We start from the raw sequence: 17,959 nt of genomic DNA on the forward strand, positions 1-17,959 counted from the left end.
TGGCTTATCCGGAAGTAGAGCGTCCGGAACCGGGGCTACGGTGCTGGCATGACTGACGAAAGCTGGGTGTCGCCGTGGTGGGAGCCGCCGTTGGCGGGAAACGAGGCCGAGCACCTGATCGGGGCGCTGGACCGGTTGCGGATCACGTTCCGGTGGAAGGTGGACGGGCTCGACGCCGACGGGCTGAACACCAGGATCGGGGCGTCGTCGATCACGCTCGGCGGGTTGCTGAAGCACCTCGCGGCGAACGAGGACTACCTGTTCGACGTGAAGTTCCGCGGCAAGCCGATGGGTGGGCCGTGGATCGGCAACGGCTGGCGGGACGACAACGACTGGGAGTTCAACTCGGCCGCCGACAACTCTCCGGCTGAGCTGTACGAGCTGTGGGACGGCGCTGTCGCGCGCTCTCGTGAGACGCTGACGGCGGCGATCGCGGACGGCGGGCTCGACCAGCCGGCCCACATCAGTTGGCCGAACGGGGAGCACCCGAGCCTGCGCCGGCTGGTGTGCGACCTGATCGAGGAGTACGGCCGCCACACCGGCCACGCGGACCTGATCCGCGAGACGGTCGACGGCCGCGTCGGCGAGGACCCGCCCCGAGACTGGCGCCCCATCGGCCCGAAGCCCTGAGCCGACCCCCACGCGGACCCGCACCCCGCGCGGGCCCGCACCCCGCGCGGCCCACGCATCCCGTGCGGCGACGCACCTTCACGCGGACCCAACGTCCCGCGGAGACCGCAGATCTGTACCTCCAGCAATGCAGAACCCGCCAAAACTGGCCCAAATAGGCCCCGAAACGGCACTTCTGCATTCCTGGAGGTCCGCGTCGCCTACTTGATCCGCTGCATCGTCCCGTCCGAACCGACGCCGATCACCGTCGTCGTCCCGTCGACGGTCAGGTTCACGATCATCCGCGACCCCTGCCAGGACGTCGTGTACGACACCGCCGCGTTCGCCCGCGACGGCACGATCACGGACAGGATGGTCGCGTCCGCGCCGGACCGGTTGAACTTGACCACCGGCGCCAGCAGCTTCTGATCGATCTTCACGTAGTGCCAGCCCTGGACCGGATCCGACTGTCCGCTGACCACCTCGATCGGCGTGGTCTGCTGCCGGAACGGGAGCTGCAGCAACGTCGTCTTCACCCGGTCACCCGGCCGCGCCGCCACCGCCCGGTCCTTGCCCTGAACAACGACCTTCTGGTCCGCCGGCAGATGCCACAGCGTCGAGTACTCCTCGGCCCGTGACGACGTGGCGCGGTCGAGTACCACCATCAGATCGGGATCCTTCAGCACCAGCACGCCCCGCGTCCGATCGACGGCCCCGAGCTCGTCCTTCAACTCGTAGAACTCCCACGTGTCCTTCAGTGCCGACCGCACCAGCTTGGTCTCCGGGTGCTCGGCCGCCGCCGACGCGACGGTCAGCTCGTTGTGCGCATACTGGCTCTTCGCCCAGCTCCGCCATTCATCCCACTTGTAGCCGGAGTGCCCGCCGTCGATCAGGATGTCCCGTCCGCGGGACGTGTACGTGACCGACGTGTGGTCCTCGTGCCCGTGCAGCTTCCGCGACCGCCCGAACCGGATGCTGTACGTCGACTCTTGTGTGAACGCCCGCATCTCACCCCAGCCGGTGCGCCCGAAGATGTACCCGGCGTCGAAGATCCCGATGCGCTGCGTCGGCCGGATGCCGCGCGTGCCGAGCGTCCCGGCGTACTCGAGCGCCGTACCCGGCACCGGCGCCGTCTTCACCACTTCGGAGTCGCCGAGCTGTGGCAGGTTGCCGAGAGAGTTGGTCGCGAGGGCCAGCCACTTCGCGAGCTCGCGCCGGCGGGCGATGATCGTCGTCCCCGGGTCGGCGCCGCACTTGCGCAGTACGTCGATCGCGCGCCCCCAGAGCGCGTAGTTGAACTGCGCGTACCCGGCGGACTGCTCGTTGGTCGACCCCTGCGTGTCGATCGATGTCTTGATCGCACTCGTCAGCCGCGTGGTCGCGATCTTCTTCAGACCCTCCTGCTTCAACGTGCAGCCGACGCCGAACAGAGCCAGGCTCTCGTCGGTCCCGTGGTTCCAGTCGCCGCTGTAGTTCTTCTGCAGGAACCACGCGTGCTGGAGCAGCGTCTTGTCCAGCCAGGCGTACGACCGCGGCAGCTTGGTCACGTGCAGACCCGACAGCACCGCCTGCCGCAGGCAGATGAGCACGTTGGTGCGGTGCATGGTCGACTCGTACGCGCCGATGTCCGACTTCCACGAGTACGGGTTGTCCTTGACCCAGTCGAGGGCGATCGTGCTGACCCGCTGCAGTGCTGCCTTGTCGCCGTTGCCGCCCGCGGCGATTCCTTGCCCGAGCCAACGAAGTGAGTGCAGCCACATGTACCAGCTGGGATTGTTGTCCGGATTCGATCGCCAGTTGATGTTGCCCTTGCCGTCACCGACCTTCGTCGGCGCCGTCGTACCCCAGGTGAAGGTGTCCAGGTACAGGTTCGCGACCGGGTTGGTGCGGTTGATCCCGCTGTACCCGGGGCAGGCGTAGACGTCCTGCCGGGGCGGCGCCGGCGGTGCGGTCGGCGGCTCCGGCGTGTGGCTGGTGGTCGGGTCCGGCGCCGCCTCCGGCTCTGAACTGCCCCGCGGGAACACCAGCACGCCGCCCAGTACGGCGGCGCTCACCAGCAGGATGAGTGCGAGTCGCAGGGTTGTGGGCGTGCGCGAGTGTTCCGCGGGCATCGTTGGTCCTCCCCGCATGCCGGTCGGCATGCCAATTCTGGCCTAGACCTGAATTCGGGTAAGGGCGTTTCCCGGAACAGAGTCAGGTGATCCTGCTGAAGTCGAACGTGGTCGGAAGCGTGTGTGGCCGGAAACGCCGGACGAGTCCTCGCCGTACGGCCTCAAGTCCGGTTCCGGCCGGCCCCCGTCGGTCGTGGTGTCATCGGTCCCCCCGAGGTAGATCGTTTCCTTACCTGATAGATGCCACGACCGGTAGGAAAGGTTGCTGCGGAGTTCTGACTTCTTTCAGCGGTTGCCCGAAAGGGCATTCAGCTGCCGCGCAACGCCTGCAGGATCAGGGCATCCGGGCGTCCTGCCCGGTCGGCACGGTCGTGTGGCGACCGTCGCGCAGGTCGGCCGCCAGCCGGGAAGGACGCGCCGCGAGGAACTCTGCCCAGTGGACGACATGCAGGTTCGGGTGGTGCGCTGCCGCCTGCTCGAGTTGCAGGTTGATCCACTCACCGCTGCCTCCACGTACTGCTTCACGCGGAGGTCGGCCGGGTGGTTTACCAGCGCTGGATGGCGTCGGCGATCAACTCGTTGCGCGCGTCGCCGCCGTCGGGCTGGGTGGTGTGGACGCCGTCGCGGAGGTACTTCGCCGGACGATCCGGCTGGGAGGTCAGGAATCCGTACCAGTCGATGATTCGCAGGTTCGGGTGGCGGAACGCGGCATCCTGCAGCAGTTGGTTGATCCAGGCGCTGTTCGCGAGGTCGGCGTCCCGGACGGTCGGGGGTTGTTTGGTGCGGCTGGCGTAGACGTTCACCCAGTACACGGTGCGCTTCGGCCCGGCGATCCGGAGTGCGCGCTCGACCTGCTCGGCGAACACGGGCGGGTCGAAGATGTCGTTGGTGCCGACCGCCATCACGATCCGTTGTGGCAGACCGTAGCGACGCGACCACTCCTCGAGTGCGTCGACCGCAGCGGACGTCGGCTGCCCGGACCAGTCGTGCATCGCGATCGGTTCACCGGTGCGGTTCGTCAGCAGGCGCTCGAGGCCTGCGCTGTTCTGCACGGAGATGCTGTCGCCGAACATGAAGATCCCGTCGAACGCGAGCACGTCGCGGATCTCGTCCTCGGTGGAGATCCGGCGAACCAGGTGCTCCCACGGGCCGAGCGCGCCCGAGCCGTACTTCCCCGGGCCCTTGGCCGGAGGGGTGTACGTACTGTCCGACGGACTGCTCGCGGCCGTCGTCCGTGGCTCGAGCGCGACCATCGCGCCGCCGAGCAACGCCAGCACCATCAGTGTCACCGCGATCGCGGCGGTCGACTCCCCGATTCTTCGGAGCAACGACACCCGCTCGTGTCTCCCCCGCTGCACCATTGCGACGCCCCCACTCCTCCTCGGACTTTCTCTCCCCCTGTAGAGGCTCCGAACCCTGCAAAAGGTTGCATGTTCCGTGTCCCCACACGGAAAATCAGTGCCTTCCACCGACCACTATCCCCGACGAATCAAGTCCCAGGTACCTTTCGGCCCATGCCGCAATCCGCCGAACTCGATGCGCTCGAACGTACCCGCCTCGCGCATCTGGTCGCCCGCCGGATCGACGCGGCCGACGCGATCCATGCGCCGGACTTCGTCATCGTCACCCCCAGCGGGCACGCCTGGACCAAGGCCGAGTACCTCGGCGGGATCGCGTCCGGCGACATCAACTACCGCCGTTTCGAGCCGATCGGCGCCATCGACGTGATGGTCGACGGCGGGCTCGCCGTGCTGCGGTACCGATCGGCGATCGAGGTCGGCGTGAACGGCCGCGAGCCGGCGCCGCTCAGCGCGTGGCATCTCGACTGCTACCGCCGTACGGCGGACGGCTGGCAGATCCGCTGGTCCCAGGCAACCGCGCTCACCTGAGCACCGGCCCTCATCCCCGGCTGACACTCACCCGGGCGCCAGGTGTCAGGTGTCAGACGTCAGGAGGCGCGTTCGGCGGCGCTGCGCTCGACGCAGAACTCGTTCCCCTCCGGGTCCTTCATCGTGACCCAGCCGGGGCCTTCAGGGGTCCGGTGGTCCTCGTGGACGGTGCCGCCGAGCGTCAGGATGCGCTCGACCTCCTGATCGCGGGTGCGCTCGGTCGGCGCCCAGTCGAAGTGCACCCGGTTCTTCACGGTCTTACCCTCGGGCACCGCGATGCGATCGCCTTCGACGTCACCCACGTCGCGAACCGTTCCGCGTACAGCAGCCCGGGCGCCGGCGCCGGCGCCTCGATCAGCACCTCGTCGTCACCCGATTGGTCGTTGCCCGCGACCGGCCAGCCGGTGACGGCGCTCCAGAACTGCGCGAGCTCGTACGGGTTCCCGGCATCGATCGTGACATGTCGCAGCATCATGCCGCGACCCTAAGCCACCGTGGTTCCGAGGTGTCGCGGTGTGTCGGAGGCCGGGTCTAGGGTGCGGAAGAGGGAGGTTCGGCCGACCGGGCCGGACCCTTGTGGGAAGGACCGTGCGATGGCATCACGACTCAATCCGTACATCCAGTTCGACGGTGACGCCCGCGCCGCGATGGACTTCTACCGCAGTGTCTTCGGCGGCGAGCTGACCTCGAGCACGTTCAAGGAGTTCGACGCGGGACACGGTCCGGGCGACGACGACAAGCTGATGCACAGCCAACTGGAGACGCCGAGCGGGTTCACGCTGATGGCGGCCGACACCCCGGAAGGCGTGGCGTACAACCCGGGGGAGAACATCGCGATCAGCCTCAGCGGCGACGGCGACGAGCTGCGCGGATACTGGGAGAAGCTGGCCGCCGACGGCAAGGTGTCGGTCCCGCTCGAGAAGCAGATGTGGGGCGACGAATTCGGCATGGTCACCGACAGGTTCGGCATCAACTGGATGGTCAACATCGCCGGCTGACCACGCGCACCACCCGACCGGTACGCCGCCGCGCCGGGGCAGCGGCGTAGCAGCGGTGCCCGCGTACCGGCGTCACGGGGTGCCGATCAAATCGGGTGCCGCATCGACTGCGGACGGTTAGCGTGGATCGATGGGACGAAACGCGGTTCTCTACGACCCCATCCGGCACAACACCTGGGCGACCGGCAGCTTGATCGAGTTCTGCCGCGCCCAGGACCTGACCGCCGAGCAGCTGACGGAGGTCACCGGCGTCGGCACGTACGGCGGTATTCTCGCGACGTTGGACCACATCGTCCGCTGCGACGGGAGCTACCTGCGCCGCATCGTCGACGCGGCCGACAGGCCACTCGGCTGGGTCGACAGCGAGCCGGCGGCCGATCTCGAAGCGCTCGCCCGGTGGAACGCCGAGGCCGGCGAGCTGTGGGAGGTCCTGCTCACGCAGGAGATCGACGTCGAGCGGGTGATCGTCGTCGATGACAACACCCGCGGCACCCGGGTCGGCATCTTCCTCGCGCAGGCGATCAACCACGCCAACCACCACCGCGAGCAGGTCTGCGCAATCCTCACCGGCCTCGGCATCGAGCCACCGGACATCCAGGCGTGGGAGTACGCCTGGGCGACGCAGCGGATCTGGGACCTGGACGAGCAGCCCGCCTAGGCGCTCGCGACCGCGGCCGCCATGCCGGGCTCGTAGGAGCCACCGAGCTGGTTCAGCGTCACGGCGAGCCGGTTGGTCGCGTTGATCATCGCGATCAGCGTGACCAGGGCGATCAGCTGGTTCTCGTCGTAGTACTTGCCGGCCCGCGCCCAAGTGTCGTCCGAGACGCCGCCGGGGCGTTCGGACAGCCTGGTCGCCTCCTCGGTGAGTTCCAGCGCGGCCTGCTCCGCTTCGGTGAAGACCGTCGAGTGCCGCCAGCCGGCGACCAGATACAGCCGGGTCGCGGTCTCGCCGGCCGCCGCGGCCTCCTTGGCGTGCATGTCGATGCAGTTGCCGCAGCCGTTGATCTGGCTGGCCCGCAGCATCACGAGGTTCTGCAGTGTCTCCGGCAGGCCGGACTGTTGCAGCAGCCCGTGGACGCCCATCAGCCGCTTCGCCAGCTTGCCGCCGAACTCGTTCCGCATCAGGTCGATCCGGGGTTCCATCGTGGGTCCTCTCGGTGGGGGGGGGTGTACTGGACGAACACGAGATGCCCGCGACCCCCAGACCGTGACGGTCCGTCGACGTGACGAGCGCCATACCGCGGAGATGTCACAGGATCGGGCCGGCCGGCATCTGGTGGTTGTGATCCGTGCGGACGAAGGAGACCAGCCATGACCGGCACCGACCGGGCCACCGAGGCCTTCGTTGCCCATCGCAACCTGCTGTTCACCGTCGCCTACGAGCTGCTCGGCTCGGCCGCGGACGCCGAGGACGTCCTGCAGGAGACCTGGCTGCGTTGGGTCGGGGTCGATCTCGACACAGTGCAGGACCAGCGCGCGTACCTGGTCCGGATCGCCAGCCGTCAGGCACTGCAACGGCTGCGCACACTCGGCCGGCGCAAAGAGTCGTACGTCGGTCCGTGGCTGCCTGAGCCGTTGCTCACCGCGCCGGACGTGGCCGACGACGTCGAACTCGCCGACAGCGTCTCGATGGCGATGCTGCTGGTCCTCGAGACGCTGAAACCCACCGAACGGGCCGTTTTCGTGCTCCGCGATGTGTTCGGCCTGGAGTACGACGAGATCGCCGGTGCCGTCGACAAGACGTCCGAAGCCGTGCGCCAGATCGCGCACCGGGCCCGCTCGCACGTCGCAGCGCGCCGCCCCCGCGGCGTCGTCTCGGCCGACCAGACCCGCGAGGCGCTGGCCGCGTTCCAGCGCGCGGTGAACACCGGCGATTTGCAAGGTCTGGTCGACATCCTCGCCCCGGACGTGGTGCTGCTCGGCGACGGCGGCGGTGTCGTCCAGGCGCTGCCGCACCCGGTCGTCGGCGCCGACAAGGTCGCTCGTCTGCTCGCCCTCGGCCTGGAGCGCATGGCCGAAGGCACGATGGAGACGATCCAGGTGAACGGTCAGCCCGCGCTCGTCCTGCGGTTCACCGACGACGTCGACACCGTGACCGTGCTGCACGTCGAGAACGGCAAGGTCGCCGGCCTGTACGCCGTCCGCAACCCGGCCAAACTCTCCCACCTCGCCGAAGAAACCATGCTGACTCGCTAGCTGACGTCTGGACGTGTCATCAGCGGGTGTCGCAGATGCAGCTCGAGTTCGGGGGTGGTGAGCGGTACGGCGTTCCACGTCGCGGTCGCCGTACCGTCGCGAACCGCGAGACTATGTCGTCGCCGACGTTTCGCCTGGCACCCGCAGCGGGCGCGTTCGACGTGGTCATGTTCACCTACTGGCTGTCCCATGTCTCGACGATCGACTGGCTGCGTTCTGGGTAGGAGCTCGCGGTTGGGAACCACTGTCCCCTCGACCGCGAACCGGATGATCCGGGTCGTATCCGCAGTACCCAATGACTGAGTCGGGGCGGCTACTTCACCAGTGGGGCTGACTCCGGGACAGGGGTGACCGGTGCTCCCTTTGTGAGGAAGGTGACCAGGTTTTCGACGACCAGGTTGGCCATGGCTGTACGGGTGGGGACGGTGGCGGAGCCGACGTGGGGGAGGAGGACCGTGTTCGGGAGGGTGAGCAGGTCGGGGTGGACCTTCGGCTCGTGCTCGAAGACGTCCAGGCCGGCGGCGTGGATGGTGTTGGTACGGAGCGCGTCGACCAGCGCCTGCTCGTCGACCACGGTCCCGCGCGCGACGTTGATGACGATGCCTTCGGGACCGAGCGCCTTGAGTACGTCGGCGTCGACGAGGTGCCGCGTGCTGTCACCGCCGGGAATGACGATCATCAGGATGTCGACGTCCGCGGCCAGCTCGACGAGCGATGCGTAGTACTCGTACGGGACGTCCTTCGGGCTGCGGTTGTGGTACGCAACGCTGATCCCGAACGCCTGGACGCGGTCCGCGATCGCCTGACCGATCCGGCCCAGGCCGAGGATCCCCATCCGCCGTCCGCGCATCGTCGCGCGGGTCAGCGGGTACGGCCGGCCGTCGGCCCACTTGCCGTCGCGGAGGTACCGCTCCGCCTGCCCGAGTTCGCGCACCGTCATCAGCAGCAGACCGAGTGCGGTGTCGGCGACCTCGTCGTCCAGGACGCCTGGGGTGTTCGTGACCACGACGCCACGCTCGGCCGCGGCGGTCGCGTCGATCCGGTCGTACCCGACGCCGAAGCTGGCCACCAGCCGGACCGCGGGCAGTCGGTCGAGGTACGATCCGTCGATCGCTGTACCGCCGGTCGCGACGGCGACGATCTCGTCCCGGCGCGCCGCGAGTACGGCGTCCGGGTCGGCCTCCTCCCACAGCCGGATCAGCTCACAGTGACCCTCCAACCCGGGCGCGACCGCCTCGTGCATCGGTCCTGGCATCAGTACGACTGGTAGTCCCATGCCGCCATCCTTGTCGACGACCGCGGTGCGTGCCAGGAAGCCGCCCAGCATCTGGTCCGTCGCGGTCTGGTGCCCCGGCGGTCGCAGCGACGACGATCGGGGTGGGGAGGTCATCATGATCATCGACTGCGCTTACTACCGGGACGGACGCCGCCAGCACGTCGAGGCGATGTCGGTCGCGGACGCCGCCGCGGCCTGCCAGGCCGGCGGGTTCGTCTGGCTCGGCATGTTCGAGCCCAGCGCGGAGGAACTGGCCGAGGTTCGCGACAGCTTCGGCCTGCACGAGCTGGCCGTCGAGGACGCCCGCACGTTCCACCTCCGCCCCAAGGTCGAACCGTACGAGGGCGACATCCACCTGGTCATCCTCCGCACCGCGCGGTACGACGATGCGCGCGAGGAGGTCGACTTCGGTGAGGTCAGCGTGTTCGTCGGCCCGGCGTTCGTGATCACGGTCCGTCAAGGGGTCGCCAGCGACCTGCACGGTGCGCGGATCCGGCTCGAGCAGCGCCCCGAACTGCTGGAGTGCGGCACGAGTTCGGTGCTCTGGGCGATCCTCGACCAGGTCGTCGACGGGTACACGCCGGTCGTCGCGGAGCTCGAACGCGACATCGAAGAGGTCGAGCGGACCGTGTTCGCCGGTGCGGTCGCACCGACCGAACGGATCTACTTCCTGCGCCGCGAGGTCACCGATTTCTACCGAGCCGTCCATCCACTGCTGGCCGTGCTCGCAACGTTGGAGCGCGATGCCCGCGACACCGCACTGCTGCCGTACTTCCGGGACGTGCACGACCACTTGGTCCTGGTGAACGAGGAAGTAGCCGCTCAGCGCGACCTCTTGGCCACCGTCCTCGAAGCGAACATGGCGGTGATCGGCGTCGAGCAGACCAAGGTCAGCGTCCGGCAGAGCGCGACCATCGAACAGCTCACCATCCTCGCCACGGTTTTCCTGCCGCTGACGTTCGTCACCGGCTTCTTCGGCCAGAACTTCGGCTGGCTGGTCGAGCGCATCAGCGCCGAGTGGGACTTCCTCGTCTTCGGCATCGGTGGCCTGGTGGTGCCGTGCGCCGCCCTCGCCATCTGGTTCCACCGTCAACGAGCATCCCGCCGGACGACGCCGGGTCGTGCTGCACAGAAAGGAATCGGGTAGCGGCCGTCTCCTGGCCGCTTCCTTGGCCAGGCTGGCCTTATGACCAACACAGCAACGCTTTACGCGTACTTCGGGTACCGCGACGCGGTCGGGGCTCTTCGGTGGTTGGAGAAGGCGTTCGGGTTCGAGACGTCGATGGAGGTGCCGGACGGCAAGGGCGGCATCATGCATGCCGAAATGCGGTACGGCGGAGTCGCGTTCACGCTGTTCACCGACGAGGACGGCTACGACTGGCCGGCCCGCAAGGGGGACACGGTCGGGCACGGCCTGTACCTCGGGTTCGACACTCCGGACGAGGTCGACGCGATCTTCGCGAAGGCGACCGCGGCCGGCGCGGAAACTGTGTGGAAACCCGAGCTTTCCGAGTGGGGCAACTACCGCTGCCGGGTCGTCGACCCCGAAGGGTACGAGTGGACCTTCGGCACGCACCGCCCCGGCCAGTAGCCCGGATCCAAGGTACAGTCCGGAAACGTGGCGCCGCAGCTGATCGTTGTCCGAGGCAACTCAGGATCCGGGAAGAGTTCCGTGGTCGAGGCGATCCGTGAGCAGTACGGCCGCGGCATCGCGTACATCGAGCAGGACTACGTCCGCCGGACCGTCTTCCAGGAGCTCGCCGAGCCCGACGGCGCGAACATCGGCTTGATCGGGCAGATGGCCAGGTATGCTCTCGCTCGCGGATTCCACGCCGTGGTCGAGGGCATTCTGCCCACGGTCCGGTACGGCGGGATGCTCGCGAAGCTCGCCGGTGACTGCGGGGGGCACTTCTACTACTTGGACGTGTCGTTCGAGGAAACTGTGCGTCGACACGCCACGCGGGCGAAGGCGAATGCGTTTTCCGCCGCGGACCTGGCGGAGTGGTATTCACATCGGGATCTGCTGGAACGGCCGCAGGAGACGGTCATCGACGAGACCAGCTCGCTCGACGCGACCGTCCAGCAGATCCTCGACGACACCGGACTGGCTAGCTCGACCAGCCACCGAGATTGAGATCGGCGACGACGATCGGCTGTCCGGACGCCAGCGACTCGTTCGCGGCGATGCCCACCGCGACCGCGCGCACACCGTCGTGGACGTCGGCCGCGCGCCCGAGCGGATCATTGCCGGGGCCAACGAAGAGGTCCTGGTAGATCAGCTTGTCACCACCGCCGTGGCCGCCTTCGCCGCGCGGGATCTCGACCTCGACGGCCGTGGCCCAGTGCTTCTGCAGCACCAGCCGTTCGCCGTTCGCCCGCACGTCGCCGGCGATCACCTTGCCGGACGGGTAGCTCGGGTCGATCTGGTCGTCGACGACCGCGGCCCGCTCCACCACCTCGAGTTCGGCGCGACCGAGCGTGCCGTTGACCGACACCCGGTACCCCTCCCACGGCGAGTGTGCGTTCAGCGAGTAGCTCAGCCGCGCACCGTTGGCGTACTCGGCGATCACGGACATGTTGTCCTCGATCGTGATGCCGGGCGCGAACACGTCCTGGTCGCGCAGGTACCCGTCGTACTTCTCACTCTCGTAGTACAACTCCCGGTACGTGTCGTCCGCGCGCAGGTCGAGCAGCCACGGATCGTTGGCCGATCCATCGACAGTACCGCGGGTCGGTCGCTCAGCGAGACCTCGAGCTGCAGCGTTTTCCGAGCCGTAGAAGGCCAGCGCGCCGGACGCGAACACCCGCTTCGGTGCCGAGGCGATCCACCAGTTCACCAGGTCGAAGTGGTGGGACGCCTTGTGGATCAGCAGGCCGCCGGAGTTCTTCTTCTCGCGGTGCCAGCGGCGGAAGTAGTCGGCGCCGTGCCGGGTGTCGAGCACCCACTGGAACTCGACGCTGGTGACCTGCCCGATCTCGCCGTCCTGGATCAGCTGCCGCAGTGCGCTGTTCCGCGGTGAATAGCGGTAGTTGAACGTGACGACGACGGACTTGCCCGACTCGTTCATCGCGTCGACGATCTGCCGCGTCCCGTCGGCGTCGATGGTCAGCGGCTTCTCGACGATCACGTCGGCGCCGGCGCGCAGCAACCGCGACACGACCGCGGCGTGCGTGTAGTCCGGGCTGGTCACCACCACGCGGTCGACGCTCTGCTCCTTGACCATCCGCTCGAGGTCGTCCGCGCCGTACTCCGGAAGCTCGCTGCCGCCGAGGCTCGCGACGTACCGCTGGTGGAAGGCCAGCCGTCCCGGGTTCGGGTCCAGCAGGGCGACGAGTTCGGCCTGGTCGGGGTGGTCGGAGAGGATCGCGCGGATGTACGACTGCGCTCGTGAGCCGGTTCCGGCGACCGCGTAGCGTCTGGGCACGGTGAACTCCTTCTACTCGTGTAGACAGCTGACGCTAGCAACCGCTTTCCGCTCCGGTCAACCGTCGTACCATCACTGCATGCCCAAGGATCCGGTGACCCGCAACGACGTGGCCGAGTACGCCGGTGTGAGCACGGCGGTGGTCAGCTACGTCGTCAACGAGGGCCCGCGGAAAGTGGCGCCGGAAACCCGGGAGCGGGTGCTGGATGCGATCCGCGTACTCGGGTACCGGCCGAACGCGACCGCGCGGGCGCTCCGGATGGGGACCACGCGCACGCTTGGGCTGATCACCCCGGACGGCGGGAATCCGCTGTTCGCCGAGCTCGCCAAGGCGATCGACCGCGAGGCGGCGGCGCGCGGGTACGTCGTACTGCAGACGAGCGCCGACGGCGACCCGGTCACGGAGCGCGCGAAGATCACCGAGTTGCTCACCCGTCAGGTGAGCGCGCTGGTCCTGGTCGCGCCGACCGCGGATCCTTCATTCGACGACGTCGAGGTCCCGGTGATCGCGATCAACCGCGCGCTGCCGACCGTCAGCTCAGTGCGGCCGGCGTACCGCGAGGGCGCCCGGCTCGGCGTCGAACACCTGATCTCGCACGGCCATCGCAGGATCGGCCTGGTGATCGGCGGCGCCGGTCATCCCGAGCGCGAACTCGGCTGGCGGGACGCGCTGCAGGCGGCCGGGCTGCCGGATGGGCCGATCGCGCGTGCTGCGTTTTCCCGCGCGGGCGGATACCAGGCGGCGCAGACGCTCTTGCACGCCGAGCCGACGGCGATCTTCGCGAGCTCCGATCTGCAGGGGATCGGTGTGCTGCGAGCGCTTCACGAGGCGGGCGTGGACGTGCCGGGAGAGGTGGCGGTGGCGGCCTTCGACGGGACGCCGGAGACCGAGTACACCTGGCCGCCGCTGACCGTCGTCCGCCAGCCGGTCGAGCAGCTCGCGAGTGAAGCGGTTCAACGGGTGATCGACGGTGCCGACTCGACGGAGGCGCTGACCTTGCCGACCGAGTTGATCCTGCGCCGGTCCTGCGGCTGTTGAAGCGATCCGACTGAGGCGGTCCGACTGAGGTTGTTCGGCTGAAGCGGTTCGGCTGAAGCGTTCCGACTAAAGCGTTCCGACGTCCTCGAAGATCAGCGCGGTCCGGGTCGCGAGGACCTCGGGAATCGCCTGCAGCTTTTCCAGTACCAGGCGGCGCAGCCCCTCGTTGTCCGCCGCGCGGACCAGCAGGATCGCGTCGAAGTCGCCGCCGACCAGCGCCATGTGCTTGATTTCCGGAATTTCCTGCAGCTGTTTCCGGACCGTCCGCCACGAGCTCTGGCGGAGACTGAGCGTGACGTACGCCGACGTTCCGAGACCGAGTCGGAGCGGGTCGACGGTGACCGTGAAGCCGGTGATCACGCCGGTGTCGGTGAGTCGCTCCACCCGGGCGTAGGCGTTCGCCCGGGAGATGTGCACGGCGTCCGCGAGCGCCCGGATCGAGAGCCGTCCGTCCCGTCCGAGCGCCTCGATGATCTGCCGATCGATCTCGTCGAGCGCCGGCGCGACGACAATCTGTCCAGGCCCGGCCCGGTGGACCATCACGTCGTCGGACATTCGTACGACCTCCCCGCCTCAGGCGCTGACCAAATGTCTCCCAATAATTCCAGGTCTGGATCAAAATGGCCATCAGGGACGACGATGTGGCTACCGTCCGTCTCCCTGCGCTGGAGGGTTTCGTGAGCGAGCGAAGCGAGTTCACCGTCAAACACTGTCTACTTCGCGCCTCATCGGCGCCCGGAGCGAAGCGAGGACGCCGATGAGGCTCGTCGAGGAGCAGTTGCTCCCCTCCGCGGAGCCCGTCTGTCTGATCGATCAGTACGGCGTTCCGCAGCCTCACCCGTCGTACGAGCTGCCGTCCAGGGACGTGCTCGTCGACGGGTACACACAGTTGATCAAGGGCCGCCGGTTCAACGAGCAGGCGAGTGCCTTGGTCCGCCAGGGCCGGCTCGCGGTCTATCCGTCGTCGTACGGTCAGGAGGCTTGTCAGCTCGCCGCCACGATGGTGCTGCGCGAGGGCGACTGGCTGTTCCCGACGTACCGCGACTCGGTGTCGATCATGAGCCGCGGGGTCGACCCGATCGAGACGCTGACGCTGCTGCGCGGCGACTGGCACTCCGGGTACGACCCGTACGAGCACAAGGTCGCGCCGCAGGCGACGCCGCTCGCGACGCAGCTCCCGCACGCGGTCGGGGTCGCGCACGCGGCCCGGCTGAAGGGTGCGGACACGGTCGTGATGGCGCTCGTCGGCGACGGCGGGACCAGCGAGGGCGACTTCCACGAGGCGTTGAACTTCGCCGCGGTCTTCCAGGCGCCGGTGGTGTTCTTCATCCAGAACAACGAGTACGCCATCTCGGTGCCGCTGGCTCGGCAGACCGCGGCGCCGTCGCTGGCGCACAAGGGCATCGGGTACGGCATTCCGGGAGAACGGGCCGATGGCAACGATCTTGCCGGGTTGATCGCGCTGCTCGGACAGGCCGTCGAAAAGGCGCGATCGGGTGCCGGGCCACAGCTGATCGAGGCGCACACGTACCGCGTGCAGGCGCACACCAACGCCGACGACGCCTCCCGGTACCGGCAGGATTCCGAGGTCGCGCCCTGGCTGGAGCGCGATCCGATCCAGCGACTGACGACGTACCTCGAGGCCCAAGGATGGCTGGACGACGACGTGAAGCAGCGCGCCGAGGCCGGTGCCGTCGAGGTCGCGACGCGGCTGCGCGACGGGCTGATGCCGGAGCCGGAGGTCGATCCGGCCGATCTGTTCAGCTACCTGTACGCCGAGCAGACGCAGCAACTGCGCGAGCAGGCCGCGTTCCTGCGCGACGAACTCGCTCGTGAGGAGGCCTGATGACGCACACGAAGATCTCGATGGCGCAGGCGCTCAACCAAGCGCTGCGCGACGCGATGGCCGCCGACGAGACCGTGGTGATGTTCGGTGAGGACGTCGGCGCGCTCGGCGGCGTGTTCCGGATCACCGACGGGCTGACCGCCGAGTTCGGCGAGAACCGCTGCTTCGACACGCCGCTCGCCGAGGCGGGCATCGTCGGCATGGCAGCCGGGATGGCGATGAACGGGATGCGCCCGGTCGTCGAGATGCAGTTCGACGCGTTCGCCTACCCGGCGTTCGAGCAGGTCGTCTCGCACGTCGCCAAGATGCGCAACCGGACCCGCGGCCGGGTGTCGCTGCCGATGGTGATCCGCATCCCGTACGGCGGTGGCATCGGCGGTGTGGAGCACCACAGCGACTCGTCGGAGAGCTACTTCGCACACACGCCCGGTCTGACCGTGGTGACGCCGGCGACCGTGGCGGACGCGTACTCGTTGTTGCGCAAGGCAATCGAATTTCCGGACCCAGTCGTCTTCATGGAGCCGAAAAAGCTCTACTGGGCCAAGGAAGAGGTCGACCTCACCGAAGCGCAGCCGGAGATCGGGCAGGCGGTGGTCCGCCGCGCAGGCGCGGATGCGACGTTGATCGCCTACGGTCCGGCGGTTCCGGTGGCGATGGAGGCCGCCGAGGTGGCCGCATCCGAGGGGCGGCAGCTGTCTGTGGTCGATCTGCGGTCGGTGGTGCCGTTCGACGAGGAAACCGTGTGCGCAGCGGTACGACGGACCGGACGGGCCGTCGTCGTGGCCGAGGCGAGCGGGTTCGCGAGTGTGTCGTCGGAGATCGTTGCCCGGGTCAGCGAAAAGTGCTTCCACTCGCTGGCGGCGCCGGTTCGCCGGGTGACGGCGTTCGACATTCCGTTCCCGCCGCCGAAGCTGGAGAAGTATCAGCTGCCGAGTGTGGACCGGATCCTGGACGCGGTCGACGACCTGCAGTGGGAGGATTCGTGAACACGTTCCTGCTTCCTGACCTCGGTGAGGGTCTGACCGAGGCCGAGATCGTCCGGTGGCTGGTGAAGGTCGGCGACGTGGTCACCGTCGACACCCCGGTCGCGGAGGTCGAGACCGCGAAGTCGATCGTCGAACTGCCGTCGCCGTACGGCGGTGTGGTCGAGGAACTGCACGGCGACCCCGGGACGACGATCCCGGTCGGCAAGCCACTCATCACGATCGGCGACCCGTCCGGGGCGGCGTACCGGGAGGAGGAACGCGCCGGGTCGGGCAACGTCCTGGTCGGTTACGGCACCCAGTCCACCGGGTCGACCGGGCGGCGTCGCCGGCCGCGTTCGGCCCGGTCCGGAAACACGTCGGTACGAGGCGCAGGAAACTTTCCGGAAACTGCTTCGCCCGTGGTTCCGACGGCCGCCGCGCTGGATGCCGAGGCCGGGCGGCGGCGCGTGCCGTTGGTGGTTTCACCGCTGGTACGGCGGCTGGCCCGGGACGCCGAGGTGGACCTGCGCACGCTGACCGGATCCGGGCCGGACGGCCTGATCGTGCGCCGCGACGTCGAGGAAGCGATCGCGCGTCGTCTTCAGGGCGAACCGATTTCCCAGGTCACCGCCCAGTCGGCCACTGCCCAGCCGAGCCCCGCCCAGCCGAGCGCTGCCCAGCCGAGCCCCGCGGCCTCGTCCGTTGCCGCGAGTGCCGGGGCGGGTCTGGCGGAGGCGTCCTCGCGGACCGGGTTGCCGGAGTTGCGGCGTGCGCCGATGAGCGGTTTCCGGAAGGCGGTCGTCGCGACGCTGAGCCGGAGCCGGGCCGAGATCCCCGAGGCGACCACGTGGGTCGACGTGGACGCGACCGCCCTCGTCGACCTCCGCGCATCGTTGCGCACGGCATCGGACCCGGGGCCCGGCCTGCTCGCGCTGATGGCCCGCTTCGTCGTCGCCGGCCTGCTCAAGTACCCGGAACTCAACGGCTTCGTCGACACCGAGCGGGCGGAACTCGTCCAGTACGACGGCGTGAACCTCGGCCTCGCGACGCAGACCGACCGCGGTCTCGTCGTACCGGCCGTCGCCGGCGCCCACGCGCTGACGGCCCGCGGTCTGGACGCCGAGATCCGCCGCCTGACCGAGTCCGCGCGGCAGGGCGGGTTGACCCAGCACGAGCTGACCTGCGGCACGTTCACCCTCAACAACTACGGCACTTTCGGCGTCGACGGCAGCGCCGCGATCATCAACCACCCGCAGGTCGCGATCCTCGGCGTCGGCCGGATCATCGACCGTCCGTGGGTGGTCGACGGTGCCCTCACGGTCCGCAAGGTCACCCAACTGTCACTCGTGTTCGACCATCGCGTCTGCGACGGCGGGACGGCGGCCGGTTTCCTCCGGTTCGTCGCCGACGCCTTCGAGAACCCGGCGTCCGCGTTCGCGGATCTCTGAGATCCAGCGGTTTCCGGCGCGTGATCAGCCGCGCCGGAAACCGCAGGAAACTGCAGGAACGCAGGCAACTGCTGGAACGCAGGAGACTGCAGGAACGCAGGAAACTGCAGGAAACCGCAAGAGCCGTCGGCGCGCGGTCGCGGTGCGCCGCGCGGGA

At 68.4% G+C, this 17,959-nt stretch carries 21 protein-coding genes; 13 read left to right on the forward strand and 8 right to left on the reverse strand.

Annotated features, from left to right (window positions below; translation table 11 throughout):
• Window positions 1-48: 48 nt before the first annotated feature.
• Window positions 49-630, forward strand: coding sequence for a DUF664 domain-containing protein (locus AB0B82_RS02410; RefSeq protein WP_360161602.1), 582 nt, complete (start codon window positions 49-51; stop codon window positions 628-630).
• Window positions 631-830: 200 nt separating this feature from the next.
• On the opposite strand, the gene AB0B82_RS02415 is transcribed toward AB0B82_RS02410, so the two are convergent.
• Window positions 831-2,720 (reverse strand): heparinase II/III family protein, encoded by a 1,890-nt coding sequence (locus tag AB0B82_RS02415; RefSeq protein WP_360161604.1) that lies wholly within the window; start codon window positions 2,718-2,720, stop codon window positions 831-833.
• A gap of 545 nt (window positions 2,721-3,265) precedes the next feature.
• The gene (locus tag AB0B82_RS02420) at window positions 3,266-4,054 is read right to left on the reverse strand and encodes a GDSL-type esterase/lipase family protein (RefSeq protein ID WP_360161606.1); all 789 of its coding nucleotides are present in this window, start codon (window positions 4,052-4,054) and stop codon (window positions 3,266-3,268) included.
• A gap of 180 nt (window positions 4,055-4,234) precedes the next feature.
• Between AB0B82_RS02420 and AB0B82_RS02425 the strand changes: the two genes are divergently transcribed.
• Window positions 4,235-4,609: a nuclear transport factor 2 family protein gene (locus AB0B82_RS02425; protein WP_360161608.1), complete on the forward strand. Its 375-nt coding sequence runs from the start codon at window positions 4,235-4,237 to the stop codon at window positions 4,607-4,609.
• A 59-nt stretch (window positions 4,610-4,668) separates the two neighbouring features.
• Here the strand turns inward: AB0B82_RS02425 and AB0B82_RS02430 are convergent, their stop codons facing one another.
• Complete coding sequence (locus AB0B82_RS02430) at window positions 4,669-4,911, reverse strand: VOC family protein (RefSeq protein WP_360161610.1); 243 nt, start codon at window positions 4,909-4,911, stop codon at window positions 4,669-4,671.
• Window positions 4,860-5,084: a VOC family protein gene (locus tag AB0B82_RS02435; protein ID WP_360161612.1), complete on the reverse strand. Its 225-nt coding sequence runs from the start codon at window positions 5,082-5,084 to the stop codon at window positions 4,860-4,862. The genes AB0B82_RS02430 and AB0B82_RS02435 overlap by 52 nt, the downstream gene beginning before the upstream one ends.
• Before the next feature lie 118 nt (window positions 5,085-5,202).
• Here AB0B82_RS02435 and AB0B82_RS02440 point away from each other — a divergent pair, with 118 nt between their 5' ends.
• The gene (locus tag AB0B82_RS02440; protein WP_360161614.1) at window positions 5,203-5,607 is read left to right on the forward strand and encodes a VOC family protein; all 405 of its coding nucleotides are present in this window, start codon (window positions 5,203-5,205) and stop codon (window positions 5,605-5,607) included.
• Window positions 5,608-5,737: 130 nt separating this feature from the next.
• Window positions 5,738-6,265 (forward strand): DinB family protein, encoded by a 528-nt coding sequence (locus AB0B82_RS02445; protein ID WP_360161616.1) that lies wholly within the window; start codon window positions 5,738-5,740, stop codon window positions 6,263-6,265.
• Here AB0B82_RS02445 and AB0B82_RS02450 read toward each other — a convergent pair.
• A complete protein-coding gene (locus tag AB0B82_RS02450; RefSeq protein WP_360161619.1) occupies window positions 6,262-6,750 on the reverse strand; it encodes a carboxymuconolactone decarboxylase family protein in 489 nt (162 codons plus the stop codon). The two genes, AB0B82_RS02445 and AB0B82_RS02450, sit on opposite strands and share 4 nt — an antisense overlap.
• Window positions 6,751-6,918: 168 nt before the next feature.
• On the opposite strand from AB0B82_RS02450, the gene AB0B82_RS02455 reads away from it, so the two are divergent.
• Together AB0B82_RS02455 and AB0B82_RS02460 are read left to right on the forward strand one after the other, a co-directional pair.
• Window positions 6,919-7,803: an RNA polymerase sigma-70 factor gene (locus tag AB0B82_RS02455; protein ID WP_360161622.1), complete on the forward strand. Its 885-nt coding sequence runs from the start codon at window positions 6,919-6,921 to the stop codon at window positions 7,801-7,803.
• 26 nt (window positions 7,804-7,829) lie between these two features.
• Entirely contained in the window at window positions 7,830-8,027 is a 198-nt protein-coding gene (locus AB0B82_RS02460) for a hypothetical protein (protein WP_360161624.1), read from the forward strand.
• An 89-nt stretch (window positions 8,028-8,116) separates the two neighbouring features.
• Here the strand turns inward: AB0B82_RS02460 and AB0B82_RS02465 are convergent, their stop codons facing one another.
• The gene (locus AB0B82_RS02465; RefSeq protein WP_360161626.1) at window positions 8,117-9,202 is read right to left on the reverse strand and encodes a 2-hydroxyacid dehydrogenase; all 1,086 of its coding nucleotides are present in this window, start codon (window positions 9,200-9,202) and stop codon (window positions 8,117-8,119) included.
• Between AB0B82_RS02465 and AB0B82_RS02470 the strand changes: the two genes are divergently transcribed.
• The 3 genes from AB0B82_RS02470 to AB0B82_RS02480 are packed head-to-tail and all read left to right on the forward strand — an operon-like array spanning window position 9,195 to window position 11,213.
• On the forward strand, window positions 9,195-10,226 hold the full coding sequence (locus AB0B82_RS02470; RefSeq protein ID WP_360161628.1) for a magnesium and cobalt transport protein CorA: 1,032 nt from the start codon (window positions 9,195-9,197) through the stop codon (window positions 10,224-10,226). The two genes, AB0B82_RS02465 and AB0B82_RS02470, sit on opposite strands and share 8 nt — an antisense overlap.
• Before the next feature lie 39 nt (window positions 10,227-10,265).
• Complete coding sequence (locus tag AB0B82_RS02475) at window positions 10,266-10,670, forward strand: VOC family protein (RefSeq protein WP_360161630.1); 405 nt, start codon at window positions 10,266-10,268, stop codon at window positions 10,668-10,670.
• Window positions 10,671-10,697: 27 nt separating this feature from the next.
• Window positions 10,698-11,213 carry an AAA family ATPase gene (locus tag AB0B82_RS02480; protein ID WP_360161632.1) on the forward strand — a complete coding sequence of 172 codons (516 nt, stop codon included), beginning with the start codon at window positions 10,698-10,700 and terminating at the stop codon, window positions 11,211-11,213.
• Here the strand turns inward: AB0B82_RS02480 and AB0B82_RS02485 are convergent.
• Window positions 11,188-12,504: a Gfo/Idh/MocA family oxidoreductase gene (locus AB0B82_RS02485; RefSeq protein ID WP_360161634.1), complete on the reverse strand. Its 1,317-nt coding sequence runs from the start codon at window positions 12,502-12,504 to the stop codon at window positions 11,188-11,190. The genes AB0B82_RS02480 and AB0B82_RS02485 overlap by 26 nt on opposite strands.
• Before the next feature lie 79 nt (window positions 12,505-12,583).
• On the opposite strand from AB0B82_RS02485, the gene AB0B82_RS02490 reads away from it, so the two are divergent.
• Window positions 12,584-13,543 (forward strand): LacI family DNA-binding transcriptional regulator, encoded by a 960-nt coding sequence (locus tag AB0B82_RS02490; RefSeq protein WP_360161636.1) that lies wholly within the window; start codon window positions 12,584-12,586, stop codon window positions 13,541-13,543.
• Window positions 13,544-13,609: 66 nt separating this feature from the next.
• Here the strand turns inward: AB0B82_RS02490 and AB0B82_RS02495 are convergent, their stop codons facing one another.
• Window positions 13,610-14,098, reverse strand: a complete 489-nt coding sequence (locus AB0B82_RS02495; RefSeq protein ID WP_360161638.1) for an Lrp/AsnC family transcriptional regulator — start codon at window positions 14,096-14,098, stop codon at window positions 13,610-13,612.
• A gap of 202 nt (window positions 14,099-14,300) precedes the next feature.
• Here AB0B82_RS02495 and AB0B82_RS02500 point away from each other — a divergent pair, with 202 nt between their 5' ends.
• From AB0B82_RS02500 to AB0B82_RS02510, 3 genes are read left to right on the forward strand one after another with little or no spacing between them, the layout of a single operon-like run.
• Entirely contained in the window at window positions 14,301-15,389 is a 1,089-nt protein-coding gene (locus AB0B82_RS02500) for a thiamine pyrophosphate-dependent dehydrogenase E1 component subunit alpha (protein ID WP_360161640.1), read from the forward strand.
• Complete coding sequence (locus tag AB0B82_RS02505) at window positions 15,389-16,375, forward strand: alpha-ketoacid dehydrogenase subunit beta (protein ID WP_360161642.1); 987 nt, start codon at window positions 15,389-15,391, stop codon at window positions 16,373-16,375. Before AB0B82_RS02500 ends, AB0B82_RS02505 begins: the two co-directional genes overlap by 1 nt.
• On the forward strand, window positions 16,372-17,802 hold the full coding sequence (locus tag AB0B82_RS02510) for a dihydrolipoamide acetyltransferase family protein (RefSeq protein WP_360161644.1): 1,431 nt from the start codon (window positions 16,372-16,374) through the stop codon (window positions 17,800-17,802). Before AB0B82_RS02505 ends, AB0B82_RS02510 begins: the two co-directional genes overlap by 4 nt.
• Window positions 17,803-17,959 lie beyond the last annotated feature (157 nt).

Origin of the sequence: Kribbella sp. NPDC048915, from assembly GCF_040649595.1 — a bacterium.
Lineage (GTDB): Bacteria > Actinomycetota > Actinomycetes > Propionibacteriales > Kribbellaceae > Kribbella.